Genomic DNA, 16,474 nt, shown 5'->3' on the forward strand with positions numbered 1-16,474 from the left:
TGGTCGGGCGTCGGCTCGCCACGGCCGCCGCGGGTGGCCTCGCGCGCCACCTCGACGTCGGTGGGCTGCGCCGCGGCCGTGAAGCGTTGATCGACGTAGACGTCCATCCGCAGGTCGTCGGCGACCCACTCGCGCGCCTGGGCCTCGGACAGCCCCAGCGTGCGGAGCGCCCGCGTGAAGGCCTCCGGCCCGCCCGCCCGCTGCTGGGCCCGCGTCAGCCGCTCGTCCACGGCGGCGCCGATCGGCGCGGCGACGGAGAGGCGCTCGACCTCCACGTGCATCAGCTCGCGGGTGACCAGCCGGTCGATGGCCTCGGCGGCCGCCCCGGTCGCCGGGATCGAGCCGAGCAGGCGGGCTGCCTCGACGTCACGCCAGGTCAGGGCCTGCTCGCCGACGATGGCGACCAGCCGATCGACGAGCACGGCCTGCCCGGCCGGCGGCCGCGCGACGGCCGGCATGGCCAGCAGGGTCAGCACGGCCAGATATACTGTCGCGGCCGCGCGGCGGCGCCATACCTTGATGAAACTGACGGTCGTCATTCCGGTCTACAACGAGGTCGATACGCTGCTGCACCTGCTCGACCGCGTGCAGGAGGTTGCCATCGAGAAGGAGCTCGTCCTCGTGGACGACTGCTCCACCGACGGGACGCGCGAACTGTTGCGCAGGACCAGCCTCCCCGCCAATGTCCGCGTGTTGTACCACGAACGCAACCAGGGCAAGGGCGCCGCGCTGCGCACCGGGTTCGCCTCGGCGACCGGCGACGTGGTGATCATCCAGGACGCCGATCTGGAGTACGACCCGCAGGAATATCCCAAGCTGCTCAAGCCCATCATCGAGGGCCGCGCCGACGTGGTCTTCGGGTCTCGCTTTGCCGGCGGCGAAACGCACCGGGTGCTGTACTTCTGGCACTTCATGGGCAACAAGTTCCTCACCCTTGCCTCCAACGCCTTCACGAACCTGAACCTGACCGACATGGAGACCTGCTACAAGGTCTTCCGTCGCGAGGTGCTCCAGCGCATCACGGTGGAGGAGAACCGGTTCGGATTCGAGCCCGAAATCACGGCCAAGGTGGCCAAGCTCGGCGTCCGCATCTACGAGGTCGGGATCTCCTACGACGGGCGCACCTACGAAGAGGGCAAGAAGATCGGCTGGAAAGACGGCGTCCGCGCCCTGTGGTGCATCGTCAAGTACAACTGGTTCCGCTGACGGCCTTCGCTTCCCCCTTCCCCCTTCGGCCTTCCTCCTTTTCGCCCTTTTCGCCCTTTTCGCCCTTTCGGCATTCGGCATCCCGGCATTCCGGCATTCCGGCATTCCGCATGGCACCGAGCGACGCGAGCCTCCTAGAACGCCTGCCCGACCGTGATGTGCAGCGCCGTGCGGCTCTCGCGCCTGCCGTTGGCGAAGGTCTGCGGATCGAGCTTGAAGCCGAGGTCGATCCGGATCGGACCGATGGGTGACAGGTAGCGGAGACCAAGCCCGGCCGCGCTCCGGATGGCGCCGACATCGAGGCTGGAGACCCGCGCGAAGACGTTGCCCGCATCGAAGAAGCCGGCCGCGACCAGTCCCCGCCAGACCGGGACCCGCACCTCGCCGTTGAAGATCAGCAGGGCGTTGCCGCCGGTCGGCAGGCCGTTGCGATCCAGCGTCGACGGCTCACCGAGCCGGTCCTGCGCGAACCCCCGCACGGTGCTGTCGCCGCCGGCGAAGAAGCGCTCGGCGGCCGGCAGGTCGTTCACCACATCGATCAGCGACTGCCCATCCGGGCCGAACAGCGGCTGCCCATCGTCGCCGAGGCGGACGATCTCGCGCGGCAGGCCGCGGGCGAGGCCGAGCCGCGCGCCGCCGGCGATGACGATCCGCCGCGGCCCCGGCACGCGGCGGTAGACGAATCCCTGCAGGAGGGTCTTGGCGAAGCCGACCTCCGACCCGATCGATCGCCCGGCGAACTCGCCGTCGACGGCGACGAACGTGCCCTTGCCCGGGTCGAGCGGGTCGTCCCGGGTGTCGCGAATCACCGAGTTGGTCACCGACGAGATGCGCACCTGCGGGAAGAGGCGGTCGACGTTGAGCTGGTCCTCGGGGGCGATGCGCGCGTCGTACAGCTCGGTCCGTCCGAACCCGTAACGCGCCACGAACGTGATGTGCTCGCCGAACAGCCGCGACCAGTCGACGCGGGCCTGCTGTCGCCGGAAGCTGAAGCTCGATCGGATCGCCTGCTCGACGAACGCCGTGACGTCGAGATTGGCGCTGTCGAGCAGGGCGCGCGGCTCGCGCCAGGTGCCGAGAACGCGGTACTCGTTGAGCGCGAGGCCACTGCCGTCGCGCTCGGGGTCGCCGGGGTAGTCGCGCGGACGCACGCTGGCGCGCAGGAACAGGCTGACCGCCCGGTTCTTGCCCCAGAGGTTGCGGCGCCCCGCTTCGAAGAAGCCGCGGGCGGCGAACTCGATGGTCTCCTCGACCGCCCCCGTCTCCTCCACCGTCCGCAGGCGCTGGCCCCCCTGGAGCCCGGCGCCGTAGCCGACGGTGGTCACGGGCGCCTCCTCGACGGTGATGATGACGTCGTGGGTGTCGACGTTGGCCCGTCCGACGTCGACGATGCGCACGCTGCGGAACAGCCCGAGGGCCGTCAGCCGGCGCTGGGTCTCGAAGACGCGACTGAGGCCGAACGGCTGGCCGCGCTCGATGCGCAACTCGCGGCGGATCGTGTCCTCGCTGGTGCGGGCGTTGCCGACGACGAGGATCCGATCGACGAGGGTCTGGCGCCCCTCGGTGAGCACGAAGGTGACGGCGATGGCCCCTGGGGTCGCCTCGTTGTCGAGCCGGGCCTCGATCTGCGCCTGCCGGTAGCCGTCGTCCAGGTAGCGGCGCAGGACCGCTTCGCGACTCGCGACCACGGCTGCCGACGAGAACGGCTGTCCCTGCGCGATGGTCAGCGCCGTTCGCAAGGTGGCCTCGTCGAGCGCGCGCACGCCCTCGAAGGTGAGGCGTGACACGGTCGCGCGCACCCCCTCGTTGACCCGGAGGCGAATCTCGAGGGCCCCTTCCACGTCGGGCGACAGCGACGGGGCGCTGACGTCGGCGAGCGCCTGCTCGACCCGTGCCGCGGGAAAGCCGCTGTTCTGATACAGCTGGGTGATGGCGACGATGCCGCTGCCCAGCGCCGAGGGCGTGAAGAGATCGCCCGACTCGATGGGGATGCGCTGGCGCAGCGTCGGTTCGGGCAGCGCCTGGGCGCCGCCGATGAGCAGTGAACGCACGCGATAGATGCGTCCCCGCGCGACCGTGAAGATCACGTCGAGTCCGGTCTCGGTCTGCCGCCGCGAGTAGGACACGCGGGCGCGCCAGTAGCCCCGTTCCTGCAGCCAGCTGGTGATGCGGTTGCGGGAGTCCTCCAGCAGGTCCTCGTCGACGCTGGCCTCCTCGCGCACGGGCACGAGTTCGCGCCGGACCGCCTCTGGCAGCGGATCGCCCTCGAACGACAGCGACACGAGCGGACCGCGCGTGACGTCGACGGCCAGGTCGATCGACGTCGCCGCCTGCCCCGGCACGGGCGTGGTGCGGACCACGGCCTCGTAGTACCCGGCGGCGCGGAGCCTGGCGGTGTAGCGTTGGATGCGATCGTCGAGGTCGGCGCGGTCGTACGGCATGCCAGTGGTGATGCCGATGGCCTTGATCGCCTCCGCCTGCTCCTCGCTCGGCAGTCCCGTGAGCGTGACCCGGGCGATCTGCCACCGCGGGCCCGGGTCGCCGGTGAGGACCAGCGTCACCACGTCCCGTCGGTCGGTCGCCTCGAGGCGGGTGGCGAAGGAGGGCCGCAGGTAGCCGCGCGCGCCGAGGGCATCCTGCGCGGCAGCGACGGCCGCTCCCGACTGCGAGGTCAGCGCGCCGGTGCCCATCCGGTCGCGTGCCTCGCGGACGACATCCCGTCCGAAGGGGCGCAGCGCCCCGTCCACCCGCACGTCGCCGATGCGCTGGGCCGACGTCAGGGCGACCCGCACGAGTACGCCGTCGGCGTCGGGCTCGGCCAGCACATCGACCGTCGCGAACCGCCGCAGGTGGACGAGGTGTTCGATCGACGATCGCACCTGCGAGGGGTCGAGCGGACGGCCCACGACCACGTCGAGGAGCCCCAGCAGCGCCGGATCGGCCGAAGGCACGCCGTCCACCACGATGCGGAGCGCGGTGACGCGCTGGCCGAGCACGACCGCGGGCGTCGGCGTCGCGGGCTGGGCGCGGAGGGCGAGCGGGCTGCACAGCGTGATCGCCAGCACGACGGGGACGGCAGCGAGACGCATCAGAAGACGTGCCTGACCCTGACGTCGATGGCGTAGGTGTCGTCCTCGTTCTGCGAGACGATCCACGACAGTCGGTCGCTCTGGGTGAACTCCAGCAGGATGAGCTGATCGCGCTGCTCGGACGTCAGCAGCTGCGCGAAGGTCAGGTAGAGGCGCTCGCTGATCCGCTTGCCGATGGTCAGGCGGGCTCCCGGGCTGAGGCGCGAGGACTGCTGCCCGATGTTGACGAGCGATGGCGTGATCTGCACCGAGTCGACGCCGAGGGCCTGTTCGGCGACGCGGCTGACGTTCTGCGAGATGGGGCTGGCCAGCAGGCGCGCGGCGCGGGCGGCGATGAGGTCCTGCTCGATCTGGTTGGGCGCGCGCAGGGCGCGCAACTCGGCGTTGACCGGGTCGCGCACGTCGCCAAACAGCAGCGCCATGATGTCGACGGCGTTGAGCGGCGGGTCGGAGGCCAGATCGAAGACGAAGCGGTCGGGCGTGCCCGAGACGCGGAACGTGACGATGTAGATCTGCCCGGGCACCTGGGCGCGCGTCTCGGCCTCGATGTCGAAGAACGGCTCGATGCGGGTCGGGTTCGAGAAGTCGATGACGCCGCGGCGCACGTTGTAGCGCTTGCCCTCGAAGAACACCTCGCCACGCTCGACCTCGGCGCGCCCGAACAGCTGCGGGCGGTCGTACGTGCCGCGCAGCGTCAGATCGGCGCTCGACACCAGCCGGGCCGAGTTGTTCTCGATGCGCAGCGTCGAGGGCGCCGCCACGCGCAGGTCGAAGCGCAGCGGATAGCCGGGCTCGGTGCTCGCCAGCGCCGCCGTGGGCGTGCCGCCGGCGAGGCCGAGCACGCCGCTCCCGCTCGTGTCGATGGCGCGGGTCAGCACGGCGTCGCGCACGTTGACGGTGCCGCTGAGCGTCGGCTGGGCCACCGGCCCGCGCAGGGCCAGTTCCGCATCGATGATCGAGCGGAAGCCCTCCGGATACCGGATGCGCATCTCGTACCCGGTTGCCGTCACGTTGAACTCGCTCGGCGTCACGCCGGCGAAGGTCACCCGTCCGCCGAAGCGCACCGGCCCACCACCGAGGCGGGCATTGACGCCCTCGAGGGAGGCGCCGCCCGTGTCGAAGCGCACGGTGCCGTTGATGGCCTCGAGCGAATGCGGCAGCCCGCCGTACCGCAGGCGTCCGTCGGCGATCAGCGCGCTGCCGCCGACGACGGGAGCCCGCCAGGAGCCGCTGATCTCGGCCGACACCTCCGCGGCGCCGGAGGCACGCACATCCTGCAGCGCGCCCTGCAGCAGCCCGAGGTTGGCATCCCCGAGCAGGCGGATGCTCATGCGCTCGGTGCCGAAATCCACGTCGCCGACCACGTCCAGGCGGGTGCCCTCGCCGACCAGTTGCATGCGGTCGATCTGCAGGCGGTTCTGCCCGAGGGCCAGCCGCACCGGGCCGTCGTTGCGGATCTGGTAGTCGATGAGGCGGATGCCGAGGGCGTCGACGCGCAGGTCGCCCTTCAGGCGGCTCGAGTCGTTGAACGGCCCGATCAGCCGCAGCATGCCGGACCCCACCATCGTCGTGAAGGGGGAGAACGTCGGGCTGTAGACGCGGAGGTACGGGTCCAGTGACGTGTTGACGAAGGTCAGCGTGAAGTCGCTGTCGGCGTTGTCGTCGAACGGCATGCGCCCCGTGCCCGACACGGCCAGCCGGGAGGACGCCATCTCCAGCGCGTCGACGTACATCTGCTGGTCGCGGATGGAGAGCTGCGCGGTGACCTGGCCGATGCCCTCGTCACCGACGTAGAGGTCGTCGATGGCGGCGCGAACGTCGTAGCGGGGTGCCTGGAACGTGGCGTCGCCCTCGGCCGTCATCCGCAGCGTGCCGGTCAGCGGCACGCCGTCCCAGGTGAGCGCGTAGACGCTCGACACGGGAATGCCGCGGCCGTCGACCTTGAAACGGTAGGTGCCGGCCCACGCGATGTAGGCCGAGCCGTTGACGTGTCCGCCGGTCTTGGTGATGACGAGGTCGTCCATCGCGACGCCGAGCCCGTCGAAACGCAGCGCCGACGTGGCCGTGTCGAAGGGCTCGTCGTAGGCCACGCCCTTGTCGAGCCGGAGCCGACCGAACCCCACGGGCCCGCGGTAGTCGCCCTGCAGCCGGAAGTCTCCCGAGAGCGGGCCGTCCACCGGGTAGTCGTCCAGGACGAAGGCATGGCGGAGATCCCGCAGCGGCCAGTCGAACATCTGGATGCGGGCCCGTATCTCCTCGCCGCCATCCCGACGCGGAAAGCCGAGCGAGAAGCGCCCGCCGACCCGCATCCGCGCCTCGTCCTTCTCGATCTCGGCGTCGGCGATGTCGACGTAGCTGTTCTCGACCACGAGTGCCGTGCGGGCCGTGCCCCAGGTGACGTCCCAGGCGCGCAGGTCGCGCCCCGCGAACTGCCCTTCGATGCGCGGCGCGCCGAAGCGGCCCGTCATCCGGCCGTCGAACGTCCCCGAGCCTCCGACCGGCACCGGTCGGGTGCGCGCGCCGGCCGCCGTCATGATGCCGGCCAGCAGCTTGTCGCTCTCCTGCCAGTCGCGACTGGTCACGTGGAAATCGAAGGCCGACGCCGCCAGGCCATCGGTCTGGCCGCTGAACTCCACGTAGGTGTCGAGAGTCGCGGCGTAGCTGCGCGCCATCTCGATGCGGTCACCCGTGTACGTGTAGTGCAGGTCGGCGACGACGGGCACGCGCCCGAGCGCGGCATCGCGGTCGAGCGCGGCATCGCGGTCGAGCGCCGCGGGCGGCACCGCCGGGCCCCCGGTGAGATCGATCAGTTCGCGCCCCTGCATGCGCTGGCCCTCGGGGGCACTGACGATCATCTCGCCGTCGCCGGTCCGCTGATCGAACCGTCCTGACGGGAAATCGAGCAGGTGGCGACCGTCGGCACGTCCGGCGACCTGCATGCCGTCCAGGCCGATGACGCGCGAGACCTGCTCCACGTCGACGTTGCGGTAGCGTGCGTCCAGCCGCTGATGCGCCGGTGTCGGTGCGCCGAGGGGCGCGTAGGCATACCGCAGGTCGAGGTCGCCGCCGGCAAAGGCCATGCGCGACTCCAGCACCTCGAACTTGTCGCGCGTCCACAGCAGCGACCCGCGCACATCGTCGAAGTCGAACCGTGTCAGCCGCGTGTGCGGGCTCTCGAATCGCCCGGTCAGTTCGCGGAATCCCTTGCCGAGCGCGAAGCGCCCGGTGAACAACCCCGTGCCCTCGAGCGTGAAGTCGCGGCTGGCGAAGAACAGGGCACGCATGCGGGCGAAGTCGATCGTGGACCGCTCGATGTCGTAGACCTGCTCGGGCCAGTTGCCGACGTTGACGTCGCCGTGAATCTGCGACGTCGAGCCGTCTCCCTGCAGTTCGATGTCCGGCAGCACGACGTGCCCGCCGTCGATGACGAAGCCCGACGTCATGTGCGCCCACATGGGCTCGTACTTCATGATCGAGATCAGCCCGTCGCGGAACGACACCTGACCGCGATACTTGTCGCTCTTGGCGATGCGGAGTTCGAGGTTGGGCGCGTCGAGGCTCCACGGCATGCCATGGTCGGTGTAGCGGACGCGGCCGCGCGTGCCGCTGAACTGGCGCACGGTGGTGACGAAGCGCTTCTTGCCGTCCGACTTCGGCAGCGTGAGTTTCGGAAAGTTGTGCCGGCCTCCGGCGAACTGCTCGATGTTCATCGTCCAGTCGCGCATCGACACGTCCTGGACGACGAGTTCACCGCGCACGATCGACCACCAGGGCATGCCGATGGTGATGCGTTCGGCGGTGAAGAACGGTGCATCGCCCGGGGTCAGTCCCTCGATGCGCAGACGGTCGACGATGAACTCGCCGCGGATGAGCCGCACGGAGAGCCCGCCGATGTGCAGCGGGCGCTGCAACTGCTTGCTGCCCTGCCGCTCGGCGAGGCCGCGCAGGCTCGGCCCCAGATCGACGGCCAACACCGACACGAGCGCCGCGGCGACGGTGGCGATGAGCAGCGCCGAGGCGCGCTTGCTCAGGTGCCAGGCGAGCCGGCGCTTGCGGCCACGTACCCGTGCGGGTCGCGGCGACTCGGGGACCGGGTCCGGCGTGGCACTGGTGGGTTCGTCCGGCACGCTCACTCCAGGACCACGAGTGGACGACCGGCCTCGACCGACATGCCCTCCTGCACGAGCACCTCCCGGACCGTACCGGCGCGACCTGCAGACAGGGCGTTCTCCATCTTCATCGCTTCGATCACGACCACGGGTTGGTGCGCTTCGACCCGATCCCCGGGCCTGACCGGCAGGCGGACGACCTTGCCGGGCATCGGTGCCACGATGCGCAGCGGCCCCGCATGCGCGGCGACACCCGAGGCCCCCCGCCGCACGCGGGTCGAGGCCATCGTCGGCACCCGCACACCCTGGACGTGGACCGTGCGGTGACCCGGTATCGGATCCATTTCGACGACGACATCGCGCATCGAGCCGTCGGGCAGCCGCAGGCTGAGGCGGCCGTGGCCGAGATCGCGCACGTCACAGACCAGGACGGTGTCGTCCAGGTGCACCGCGACCTGGCCCGGCAGGGCGCCGGACGACACGGTGACCTGGCGAACCCGTCCGCCCTGCTCGATGTGCAGCCGCATGGACACGAGGAAATTCTACTTTCTGAGGGCGCCCAGTCTCGCCGCCGTGGCCCATCCCGACCGTGCGGCCGTGCCCGGCAGCGCGGCATGAGTGGCGCGACGAGCGGCCAGGAAGGCCGAGGACGCCGTGGCCAGCAGGGCGGCATCCAGGTGGGCGTCGGTGACGGGCACGAAGGGCTCGCCGGCTCGACGCTCCAGTTCGGCATCGAGCATGGTCGTGTCCAGTTCACCGCGGATGAAGGCCGGCTGCTCGAGCATCCAGCGGAAGAACGGCAGGGTCGTGGGGATGCCCCCGACGTGGTACTCGCCGAGCGCGCGCAGCATGCGGCAGCGCGCCTGCTCGCGGTCGGTGCCCCAGGCGATGAGCTTGGAGATCATCGAGTCGTAGTAGATGGGCACCTCGAAGCCGACCTCGACGCCGCTGTCGTCGCGGATGCCCGGACCGCCGGGCACGGCCAGCGAGGTGATGCGGCCCGGTCGCGGCATGAAGCGCTGATCGGGGTCCTCGGCGTACACGCGGCACTCGATTGCGTGCCCGCGCGGGGTCAGGGCCTGTTCGGGCGACAGCGTCAGGCGCTCGCCGCGCGCGATGCGGATCTGCCACTGGACGAGATCGACGCCGGTGACCATCTCGGTGACCGGATGCTCGACCTGCAACCGCGTGTTCATCTCGAGGAAGTAGAAGGCATCGTCGGCGTCGACGAGGAACTCGATCGTGCCGGCGTTGGTGTAGCCGGCCGCGCGTGCGACGGCGGCGGCCGCGTCGGCCATGCGGCGACGCAGATCGTCGGAGAAGCGCGGGGCCGGCGACTCCTCGATGACCTTCTGGTGCCGGCGCTGCACGGAGCATTCGCGTTCCACGAAGGGAATGACGGTGCCGTGCTGATCGGCCAGCAACTGGATCTCGACATGACGCGGCCGCAGGACGCGCCGCTCGAAGTAGACGGCGGCGTCACCGAAGGCGCCGAGCGCTTCCGAGCGCGCCGTCCGCACGGCGTCGACGAGCGTGGCGGCCTCGCGCACCTCGCGCATGCCCTTGCCGCCACCGCCGGCGACGGCCTTGACCATCAGCGGATAGCCGACGGCGTCGGCCAGTCGCTGCACCTCGGCGTCGGCCACGTCGGGGGTCACGGGCGTCTGGGTGCCGGGCACCACGGGGGCGCCCGCCGCGATGGCGCAGTCGCGCGCCGTCGTCTTGCTGCCCATGCGGGCGATGACGTCCGGGGTGGGCCCGATGAAGGTCAGCCCGGCCTCGAGGCAGGCCTGGGCGAACGCCTCGTTCTCGGCCAGGAAGCCGTAGCCCGGGTGCACGGCGTCGGCGCCACTCAGGCGCGCGATGTCGAGGATCTTGTCGATGCGCAGGTAGGTGTCCGACGGCGCGTTGCCGACCAGCGGGAAGGCGCGGTCGGCGTAGCGCACGTGACGCGCTTCGCGATCGACGTCCGAGTAGATCGCGACGGTGCCGAGGCCCATCTCGCGACAGGCCCGCATGATGCGGACGGCAATCTCTCCCCGGTTCGCGATCAGGATCGTCTTCATCGGCATTGGCCGTGCGCCTGCCGTCTGGCTCACAGCGGGATGTTCCCGTGCTTCTTGGCCGGCATGGTCTCGCGCTTGGTCTGCAGCCGGTCGAGCGCCCGGCAGATGCGCTGACGGGTCAGACGGGGCGGAATCACCTCGTCGAGGAAGCCGCGGGTCGCCGCCACGTACGGGTTGGCGAAGGCCTCGCGGAACTCCTCCGCCCGGGCCGCGCGCGCTGCGACCGGATCCGGGGCCGTCTCGATCTCGCGCTTGTAGAGGATGTTGACCGCGCCCTCCGGTCCCATGACGGCGAGTTCGGCGGTCGGCCACGCCAGGTTGACGTCGGTCCGCAGGTGCTTGCTCGACATCACGCAGTAGGCGCCGCCGTACGCCTTCCGGGTGATGACGGTGATCTTGGGGACGGTCGCCTCGGCGTAGGCATACAGCAGCTTGGCGCCGTGGCGGATGATGCCGCCGAACTCCTGCACCGTGCCCGGCAGGAACCCCGGCACGTCCTCGAAGGTGACCAGCGGGACGTTGAACGCATCGCAGAAGCGGACGAAGCGCGCCGCCTTGACCGAGGCGTCGATGTCGAGCGTGCCCGCCAGGTGCGCCGGCTGATTGGCGACGATGCCCACCGGTCTGCCCCCCATGCGCGCGAAGCCGATGAGGATGTTGCGCGCGTAGTGCTGCTGCACCTCGAGCAGGACGCCCTCGTCGACGACCGCGGCAATCACCTCGTGCATGTCGTACGGCTGATTCGGCGACGACGGCACGAGGGTGTCCAGTTCGGGCACCTCGCGATCGACGGGGTCCGACGAGGCCACGGTCGGCGGATCGTCGACGTTGTTGGAGGGCAGGTACGACAGCAGTTCGCGCACCAGCGCCAGGGCCGCTTCGTCGTCGTGCACGGCGAAGTGGGCGACGCCGCTGCGCGCGTTGTGCGTCATGGCACCCCCGAGGTCCTCCTTGGTGACGTCCTCGTGGGTGACGGTCCGGATCACGTCGGGGCCGGTCACGAACATGTAGCTCGTGTGCTCGACCATGACGTTGAAGTCGGTGATCGCCGGCGAGTAGACCGCCCCGCCGGCACACGGCCCGAGAATGGCCGAGATCTGCGGCACCACGCCGGAGGCGAGGGTGTTGCGCAGGAAGATGTCGGCATACCCGGCCAGCGAGGCGACGCCTTCCTGGATGCGGGCGCCGCCGGAATCGTTCAGGCCGACGATGGGCGCGCCCACCTTCATGGCCTGGTCCATCACCTTGCAGATCTTCGCCGCGTTGGTCTCCGAGAGCGAGCCGCCGAAGACGGTGAAGTCCTGGGCGAAGGCGTAGACCACGCGGCCGTCGATCCGGCCGCTGCCGCACACCACGCCGTCGCCGGGAATCAGCTGCGCGTCCATGCCGAAGTCACGGCAGCGATGGACGACGAGCTTGTCCGTTTCCTCGAAGGTGCCGGGGTCGAACAGGCGCTCGATGCGCTCGCGCGCGGTGAGCTTGCCGGCCTCGTGCTGACGGGCGATGCGCTCGGCACCGCCGCCGAGCTCGGCCCGCTGCTCGAGCGCGGCGAGGCGCGCCGACGGAGTCTCTTGCGGCATGGGCTACTTCTGCTGCGCTTTCTCCCAGTCCTTCAGGAACCGCTCGAGGCCGATGTCGGTCAGCGGATGCTTGAAGAGCGCGTCGAGCACGGCGGGGGGACAGGTGCAGATGTCGGCGCCGAGCTTGGCCGCCTGGATGATGTGCAGCGGTCCGCGCGTGCTGGCCACGAGCACCTGCGTCGAGAACTCGTAGTTGTCGTAGATCTCGACGATGTCCTCGATGAGATCCATGCCGTCGTGGCCGATGTCGTCGAGGCGGCCGACGAACGGGCTGACGAAGTAGGCCCCGACCTTGGCCGCGATCAGCGCCTGGGCCGCCGAGAAGACCAGCGTCACGTTGACGCGGGTGCCTTCCTCGGTGAGCGTCTTGCAGGCTTGCACACCGGCCGGCGTGAACGGCACCTTGACGATGATGTGCTCGGAGATCTCGCGGAGCTCGCGGCCCTCGCGCATCATCCCCTCGTAGTCGGTGGCGACCACCTCGCCGCTGACCGGCCCCTGGACGAGGTCGCAGATCTCCTTGAGGATCTCGTGCGGCTTCCGGCTCTCCTTGGCCATCAGCGAGGGGTTGGTCGTGACGCCATCGACAATGCCGAGGGCGTGGAGGCGGGTGATGTCGGCGATGTTGCCGGTATCGACGAAGAACTTCATGAGTCGCTCCTGACTGGATTGCGCAGTTCCCCGATGCCTTGCACGCGGACGACGATCTCGTCGCCCGCCTGCAGCGGGCCGATGCCGGCCGGGGTGCCGGTCGACACGATGTCGCCGGGCAGCAAGGTCATGATGCGCGAGATGTACGCGATCAATGTTGCCACGGGGAAAATCAGTTCGCGGGTGCTCGACTGCTGTCGCACCTCGCCGTTGAGCAGGCCGGACACGGCCAGGTCGTCCGTCGAGAGCCCCGTCGCGATGCACGGGCCGAGCGGCGCGAAGGTGTCGAAGCCCTTGGCCCGGGTGTAGCGCCCATCCTTCTTCTGCAGGTCGCGCGCGGTGACGTCGTTCATGCACGTGAGGCCGAAGACGTACGAGAGCGCGTCGGCTTCGGAGACCTTCGTGGCGCGGCGACCGATGACCACGGCCACTTCCGATTCGTAGTCGACACGGCCGACGCCGGCAGGCAGGACGATGGCCTCGCCAGGCGCGATGATGGCGCTCGACGGCTTGAGGAACAGCAACGGCTCGGCCGGCAGCGGCTTGCCCTGTTCGGCGGCGTGGTCCTTGTAGTTGAGGCCGATGCACACGATCTTCGACGGCATCACCGGGGCCAGCAGCGTCGTCGGCGCCGGCACCTCGGCGCCGGCGTGCCACTCGCCGAAGAGATCGCCCTCGAGGGTGCGGTACACGCCGTCGGCGTCGACCACGTATCCGGCCGGGGTCCTGAAGATCCTGCGCATGGTCGTCATCGGGCACTCTCCCGCACGCGGTTGCTCTCGGGGCTGGCGTTGGCGGGCGTGGACCTGTCCACCGCCACGACCGCATAGATGTACATCACGCCAGGCTGGGCCGTGGTGTCGCGATACGTCGCCTCGGTGACCGGCGCCTCGGTGACCGGCTTGAGCGCCTCGCCTTCGACACCGCGCAACACCAGGTAGCCGGCGAGATCGGGGGCCGCGACCGGCTCCCAGATGAGCGACACCCCGCCACCGCTGCCCACCGCAACCAGGCCGGTCGGCGCCGGCGGCGGGTAGGTGTCGACGGCCGTCAGGCACGTCGGCGGCGACAGCGGGCTCTCGATCGTGATCGCGCCGCGCTTCTCCACTGTGCGTACCGCATAGCACCGCGGCACGCCGAAGGTGATGCGCGGGTCGGTGAAGGACGCGGTCTCGATCGGCGCGGTGTTGACCGGCACCGGCGAGGCCGCGGTCGTGCTGCCCGGCGCCGGCACCTCGTAGACGCGATACGTGTGGGGCGTGCCGTAGGTGACGAGCGGCCGCGCCGGGAGCGACGCCTCGGCATTCCCCGCCGCCACCGCCTCCTTGTACGCCGCCTCGGTGACCGTGGGCTGCAGCGGCACCTGCACGCCCGGTGGGGTCGTCCACGTCAGCGAGAACGACGCGGCGTCGTGGGTGACCGTGGGCGCCGGGGGCGCCAGTGGCGCCGGCACGAGCGGCACGGCCAGCGGTGTCGACGGCGGGCCTGCCACGCCGCGCGTGGAGTACGGGATGGTGATGTAGGCGCGCGACACCTGAGGCTGCGGCTGCGGCCACAACAAGGTCCGCCCGCTCCCCTCGGTGGAGGCGACCGGTGCCTCGTCGATCTCGTCGCCTGCCGCGGCACGGACTCTGGCGATCTTCTCCGCGTCAGGATGCTCGAAGATGGTGGTGCGGAGGGTGTCGGTCAGCGTCTCCTCGACACGCGCGACCGTGCCCTGGACGGGGCGCGCATCGACCGGCGCGGCGACGACGGGCGGTGCCGCCGGATCGGCGGGCGCGGCGTCCTCCTCCTCCTCCTCGGGCGGGGGCGGCTGCACCTCGACGCGACCGACTCTGGTGGCCAGCGTCTCGATCTCGCGGACGGTCAGCGCGCGCCCGAGCGGCCCTTCGGCCTTGCCCGTGACCGCGAACACGTCGACGTAGGCCAGATCGGCCGGTGTGGTGCCGTCGGCATTGCCCGTGGGGATGGTGAACTGCAGCTGGACGGTGTCGGCAAGACGCGTGGCCTTGACGTCGGAGATGACAGCCGGGCTCGGCCGCAGGGGCGCCAGGGGCGGCCCCTTCTTCCCGCACGACATGGCGACCGGGAGCATACTGGCGAGCAGGACGCTGAGCAGGAGTGGGCGGACGGAACGCACGGGCCCCCTATCGTACTCTGCGGGCGACGGCGTGGAGCCTCCCGGAGACAACGGCTGGGCCAGTTCCGGGCGCGACCCGCGCCTGACGCACGTCGGGGCGTGGCAGGCTTGTTGCAACTTGAGGGCCGGACAGACGTCCGGAGTGCACCATGAAGAGCACACACATCACCTCGTTCCTGCTTGCGGGTCTCGTCTTCGCGAGCGCGCCTTCGTTCCTGCATGCCGATCAGCGCCCGCGGAACCCCGGCGGTGACTCGGGGGGAAGCTCCGGCGGCAGCGGCTCCAGTGGTGGTGGCGGCACCAGCACCGGCAGTGTGGCCGTGCCTCGAGGAGGCGGCAGCTCCCCCTGGGGTGGGGGCGGCGGCGTGACGCGCCGCCCGAGCGAGCCGACATCCTCGCCATCGTCCGGCGGACGTCGGCCCGCCAGGGTTGCCGGTGGCAGCGGCGGCACCGGCAGCCTGACCGTGCCCCCCTACACCCGCGCCAGGAACGGCGCGCCAGTGACGGGCTACGGCGTGCCCCGCGGCTCCATCGCCACGCTGCCGCCGATCATCTCCGGTCCGGTCTTCTGGGGTCCCGACAACTGGTACTTCTACCCGTGGGGCTTCGGGGGACTCGGGTTGGGCTACTTCTGGGATCCGTGGATGTGGAGCGGATTCATGGGTGGCATGGGCATGGGCATGGGGGGCTGGGGCGGCTATCCCTATGACCCCTACTTCGGGGGTGGCGCAGGCGCCGGTGGGTTCGGAGCCTGGGACGGCGGGGGCGGCGGCGGCGGGTATACCTACGACGATGAGGGCCGACCGCAGGCACCGGCGGGGGCCGCCAATCCGCTCGATGCCAATGGCCCGACGGGCGGGCTTCGCCTGAAGGTCGAGCCGCGCGACGCCGAGGTCTACGTCGACGGCTTCTACGCGGGACGCGTCGACGACTTCGACGGCGCGATGCAGCGCCTGAAGATCGTCCAGGGTGCGCACCGCATCGAACTGCGCGCCGCCGGCTACGAGACCACGACCTTCGACGTCAACGTCCTCGCCGGCGAGACGACCACCTACCGGACCGAGCTGAAGCGCCGCTGATAGACTCCGGCGCATGTCGCCGGAGCGTGCGCTGTCCTTCCTGGGCCTCTGCAACGTCGTTGCAGGGGCCCTCGTTGCCTTGGCGCCCGCGCTCCTGATGCCAGGCGCCGACGGGCTCGGTTCGACGGCGGCCCGTCTGCTGGGCGCATCGCTCGGCATCGTGCTCGCCGGCTCGGGCATCGGCGCCTTCCGGATGCCAGGCCCGGCCGTGCGTGCCTACCTGTGGGTGTTCGGGATCGGCGTGAAACTGGCCGCGGCCGGGGCCTGGAGTGCGATGGCCGTGCAGAGCGGCATCCTCATGCTGTGGGGCGGCGCCGCCCTCGATCTCGGCATCGCCGCGGTGTGCGGCCTGGCGCTGGCACGGCGATAGAGGGGCTCAGGGCTCAAGGCTCGAGGCTCAGAAAGCAAGGCTCAGGGCTCAGGGCTCAGGCGCATGCCGGCATACGGCATTCCGGCATTCCGGCATTGATAGCGAAGCCGCTACAGTCGGCGCTGGAACAGCCAGTACACCGGGATGCCTGCCGCGAGAATGGCGAGTCCGCCAAGCGACGGCA

At 70.5% G+C, this 16,474-nt stretch carries 12 protein-coding genes; 3 read left to right on the top strand and 9 right to left on the bottom strand.

Annotation, left to right across the window (positions count from 1 at the left end; genetic code table 11):
* A partial coding sequence (locus Q0C41_RS22750; RefSeq protein ID WP_291987683.1) for a hypothetical protein occupies positions 1-476 on the bottom strand: 476 nt, incomplete at its 3' end.
* A gap of 43 nt (positions 477-519) precedes the next feature.
* On the opposite strand from Q0C41_RS22750, the gene Q0C41_RS22755 reads away from it, so the two are divergent.
* A complete protein-coding gene (locus Q0C41_RS22755) occupies positions 520-1,206 on the top strand; it encodes a glycosyltransferase family 2 protein (RefSeq protein WP_291987685.1) in 687 nt (228 codons plus the stop codon).
* Between the two features lie 134 nt (positions 1,207-1,340).
* Here the strand turns inward: Q0C41_RS22755 and Q0C41_RS22760 are convergent, their stop codons facing one another.
* From Q0C41_RS22760 to Q0C41_RS22795, 8 genes are read right to left on the bottom strand one after another with little or no spacing between them, the layout of a single operon-like run.
* Positions 1,341-4,295, bottom strand: a complete 2,955-nt coding sequence (locus Q0C41_RS22760; RefSeq protein ID WP_291987687.1) for a POTRA domain-containing protein — start codon at positions 4,293-4,295, stop codon at positions 1,341-1,343.
* Entirely contained in the window at positions 4,295-8,422 is a 4,128-nt protein-coding gene (locus Q0C41_RS22765) for a translocation/assembly module TamB domain-containing protein (RefSeq protein WP_291987689.1), read from the bottom strand. The genes Q0C41_RS22760 and Q0C41_RS22765 overlap by 1 nt, the downstream gene beginning before the upstream one ends.
* Before the next feature lie 2 nt (positions 8,423-8,424).
* Positions 8,425-8,931: a biotin/lipoyl-containing protein gene (locus tag Q0C41_RS22770; RefSeq protein WP_291987704.1), complete on the bottom strand. Its 507-nt coding sequence runs from the start codon at positions 8,929-8,931 to the stop codon at positions 8,425-8,427.
* A 15-nt stretch (positions 8,932-8,946) separates the two neighbouring features.
* Complete coding sequence (locus Q0C41_RS22775; RefSeq protein ID WP_291987691.1) at positions 8,947-10,470, bottom strand: acetyl-CoA carboxylase biotin carboxylase subunit; 1,524 nt, start codon at positions 10,468-10,470, stop codon at positions 8,947-8,949.
* Positions 10,471-10,499: 29 nt separating this feature from the next.
* A complete protein-coding gene (locus Q0C41_RS22780; RefSeq protein WP_291987692.1) occupies positions 10,500-12,050 on the bottom strand; it encodes an acyl-CoA carboxylase subunit beta in 1,551 nt (516 codons plus the stop codon).
* Between the two features lie 3 nt (positions 12,051-12,053).
* Complete coding sequence (gene fsa / locus Q0C41_RS22785) at positions 12,054-12,701, bottom strand: fructose-6-phosphate aldolase (RefSeq protein ID WP_291987694.1); 648 nt, start codon at positions 12,699-12,701, stop codon at positions 12,054-12,056.
* Positions 12,698-13,453, bottom strand: coding sequence for a fumarylacetoacetate hydrolase family protein (locus Q0C41_RS22790; protein ID WP_291987696.1), 756 nt, complete (start codon positions 13,451-13,453; stop codon positions 12,698-12,700). Before Q0C41_RS22790 ends, fsa begins: the two co-directional genes overlap by 4 nt.
* A complete protein-coding gene (locus Q0C41_RS22795) occupies positions 13,450-14,841 on the bottom strand; it encodes a hypothetical protein (RefSeq protein ID WP_291987698.1) in 1,392 nt (463 codons plus the stop codon). The genes Q0C41_RS22790 and Q0C41_RS22795 overlap by 4 nt, the downstream gene beginning before the upstream one ends.
* Before the next feature lie 149 nt (positions 14,842-14,990).
* On the opposite strand from Q0C41_RS22795, the gene Q0C41_RS22800 reads away from it, so the two are divergent.
* Together Q0C41_RS22800 and Q0C41_RS22805 are read left to right on the top strand one after the other, a co-directional pair.
* Positions 14,991-15,920, top strand: coding sequence for a PEGA domain-containing protein (locus Q0C41_RS22800; RefSeq protein WP_291987700.1), 930 nt, complete (start codon positions 14,991-14,993; stop codon positions 15,918-15,920).
* 13 nt (positions 15,921-15,933) lie between these two features.
* Positions 15,934-16,290, top strand: a complete 357-nt coding sequence (locus tag Q0C41_RS22805) for a hypothetical protein (protein ID WP_291987702.1) — start codon at positions 15,934-15,936, stop codon at positions 16,288-16,290.
* Positions 16,291-16,474: the final 184 nt, after the last annotated feature.

It is taken from the genome of Luteitalea sp. (genome assembly GCF_022842525.1).
Classification (GTDB): Bacteria; Acidobacteriota; Vicinamibacteria; order Vicinamibacterales; family Vicinamibacteraceae; genus Luteitalea.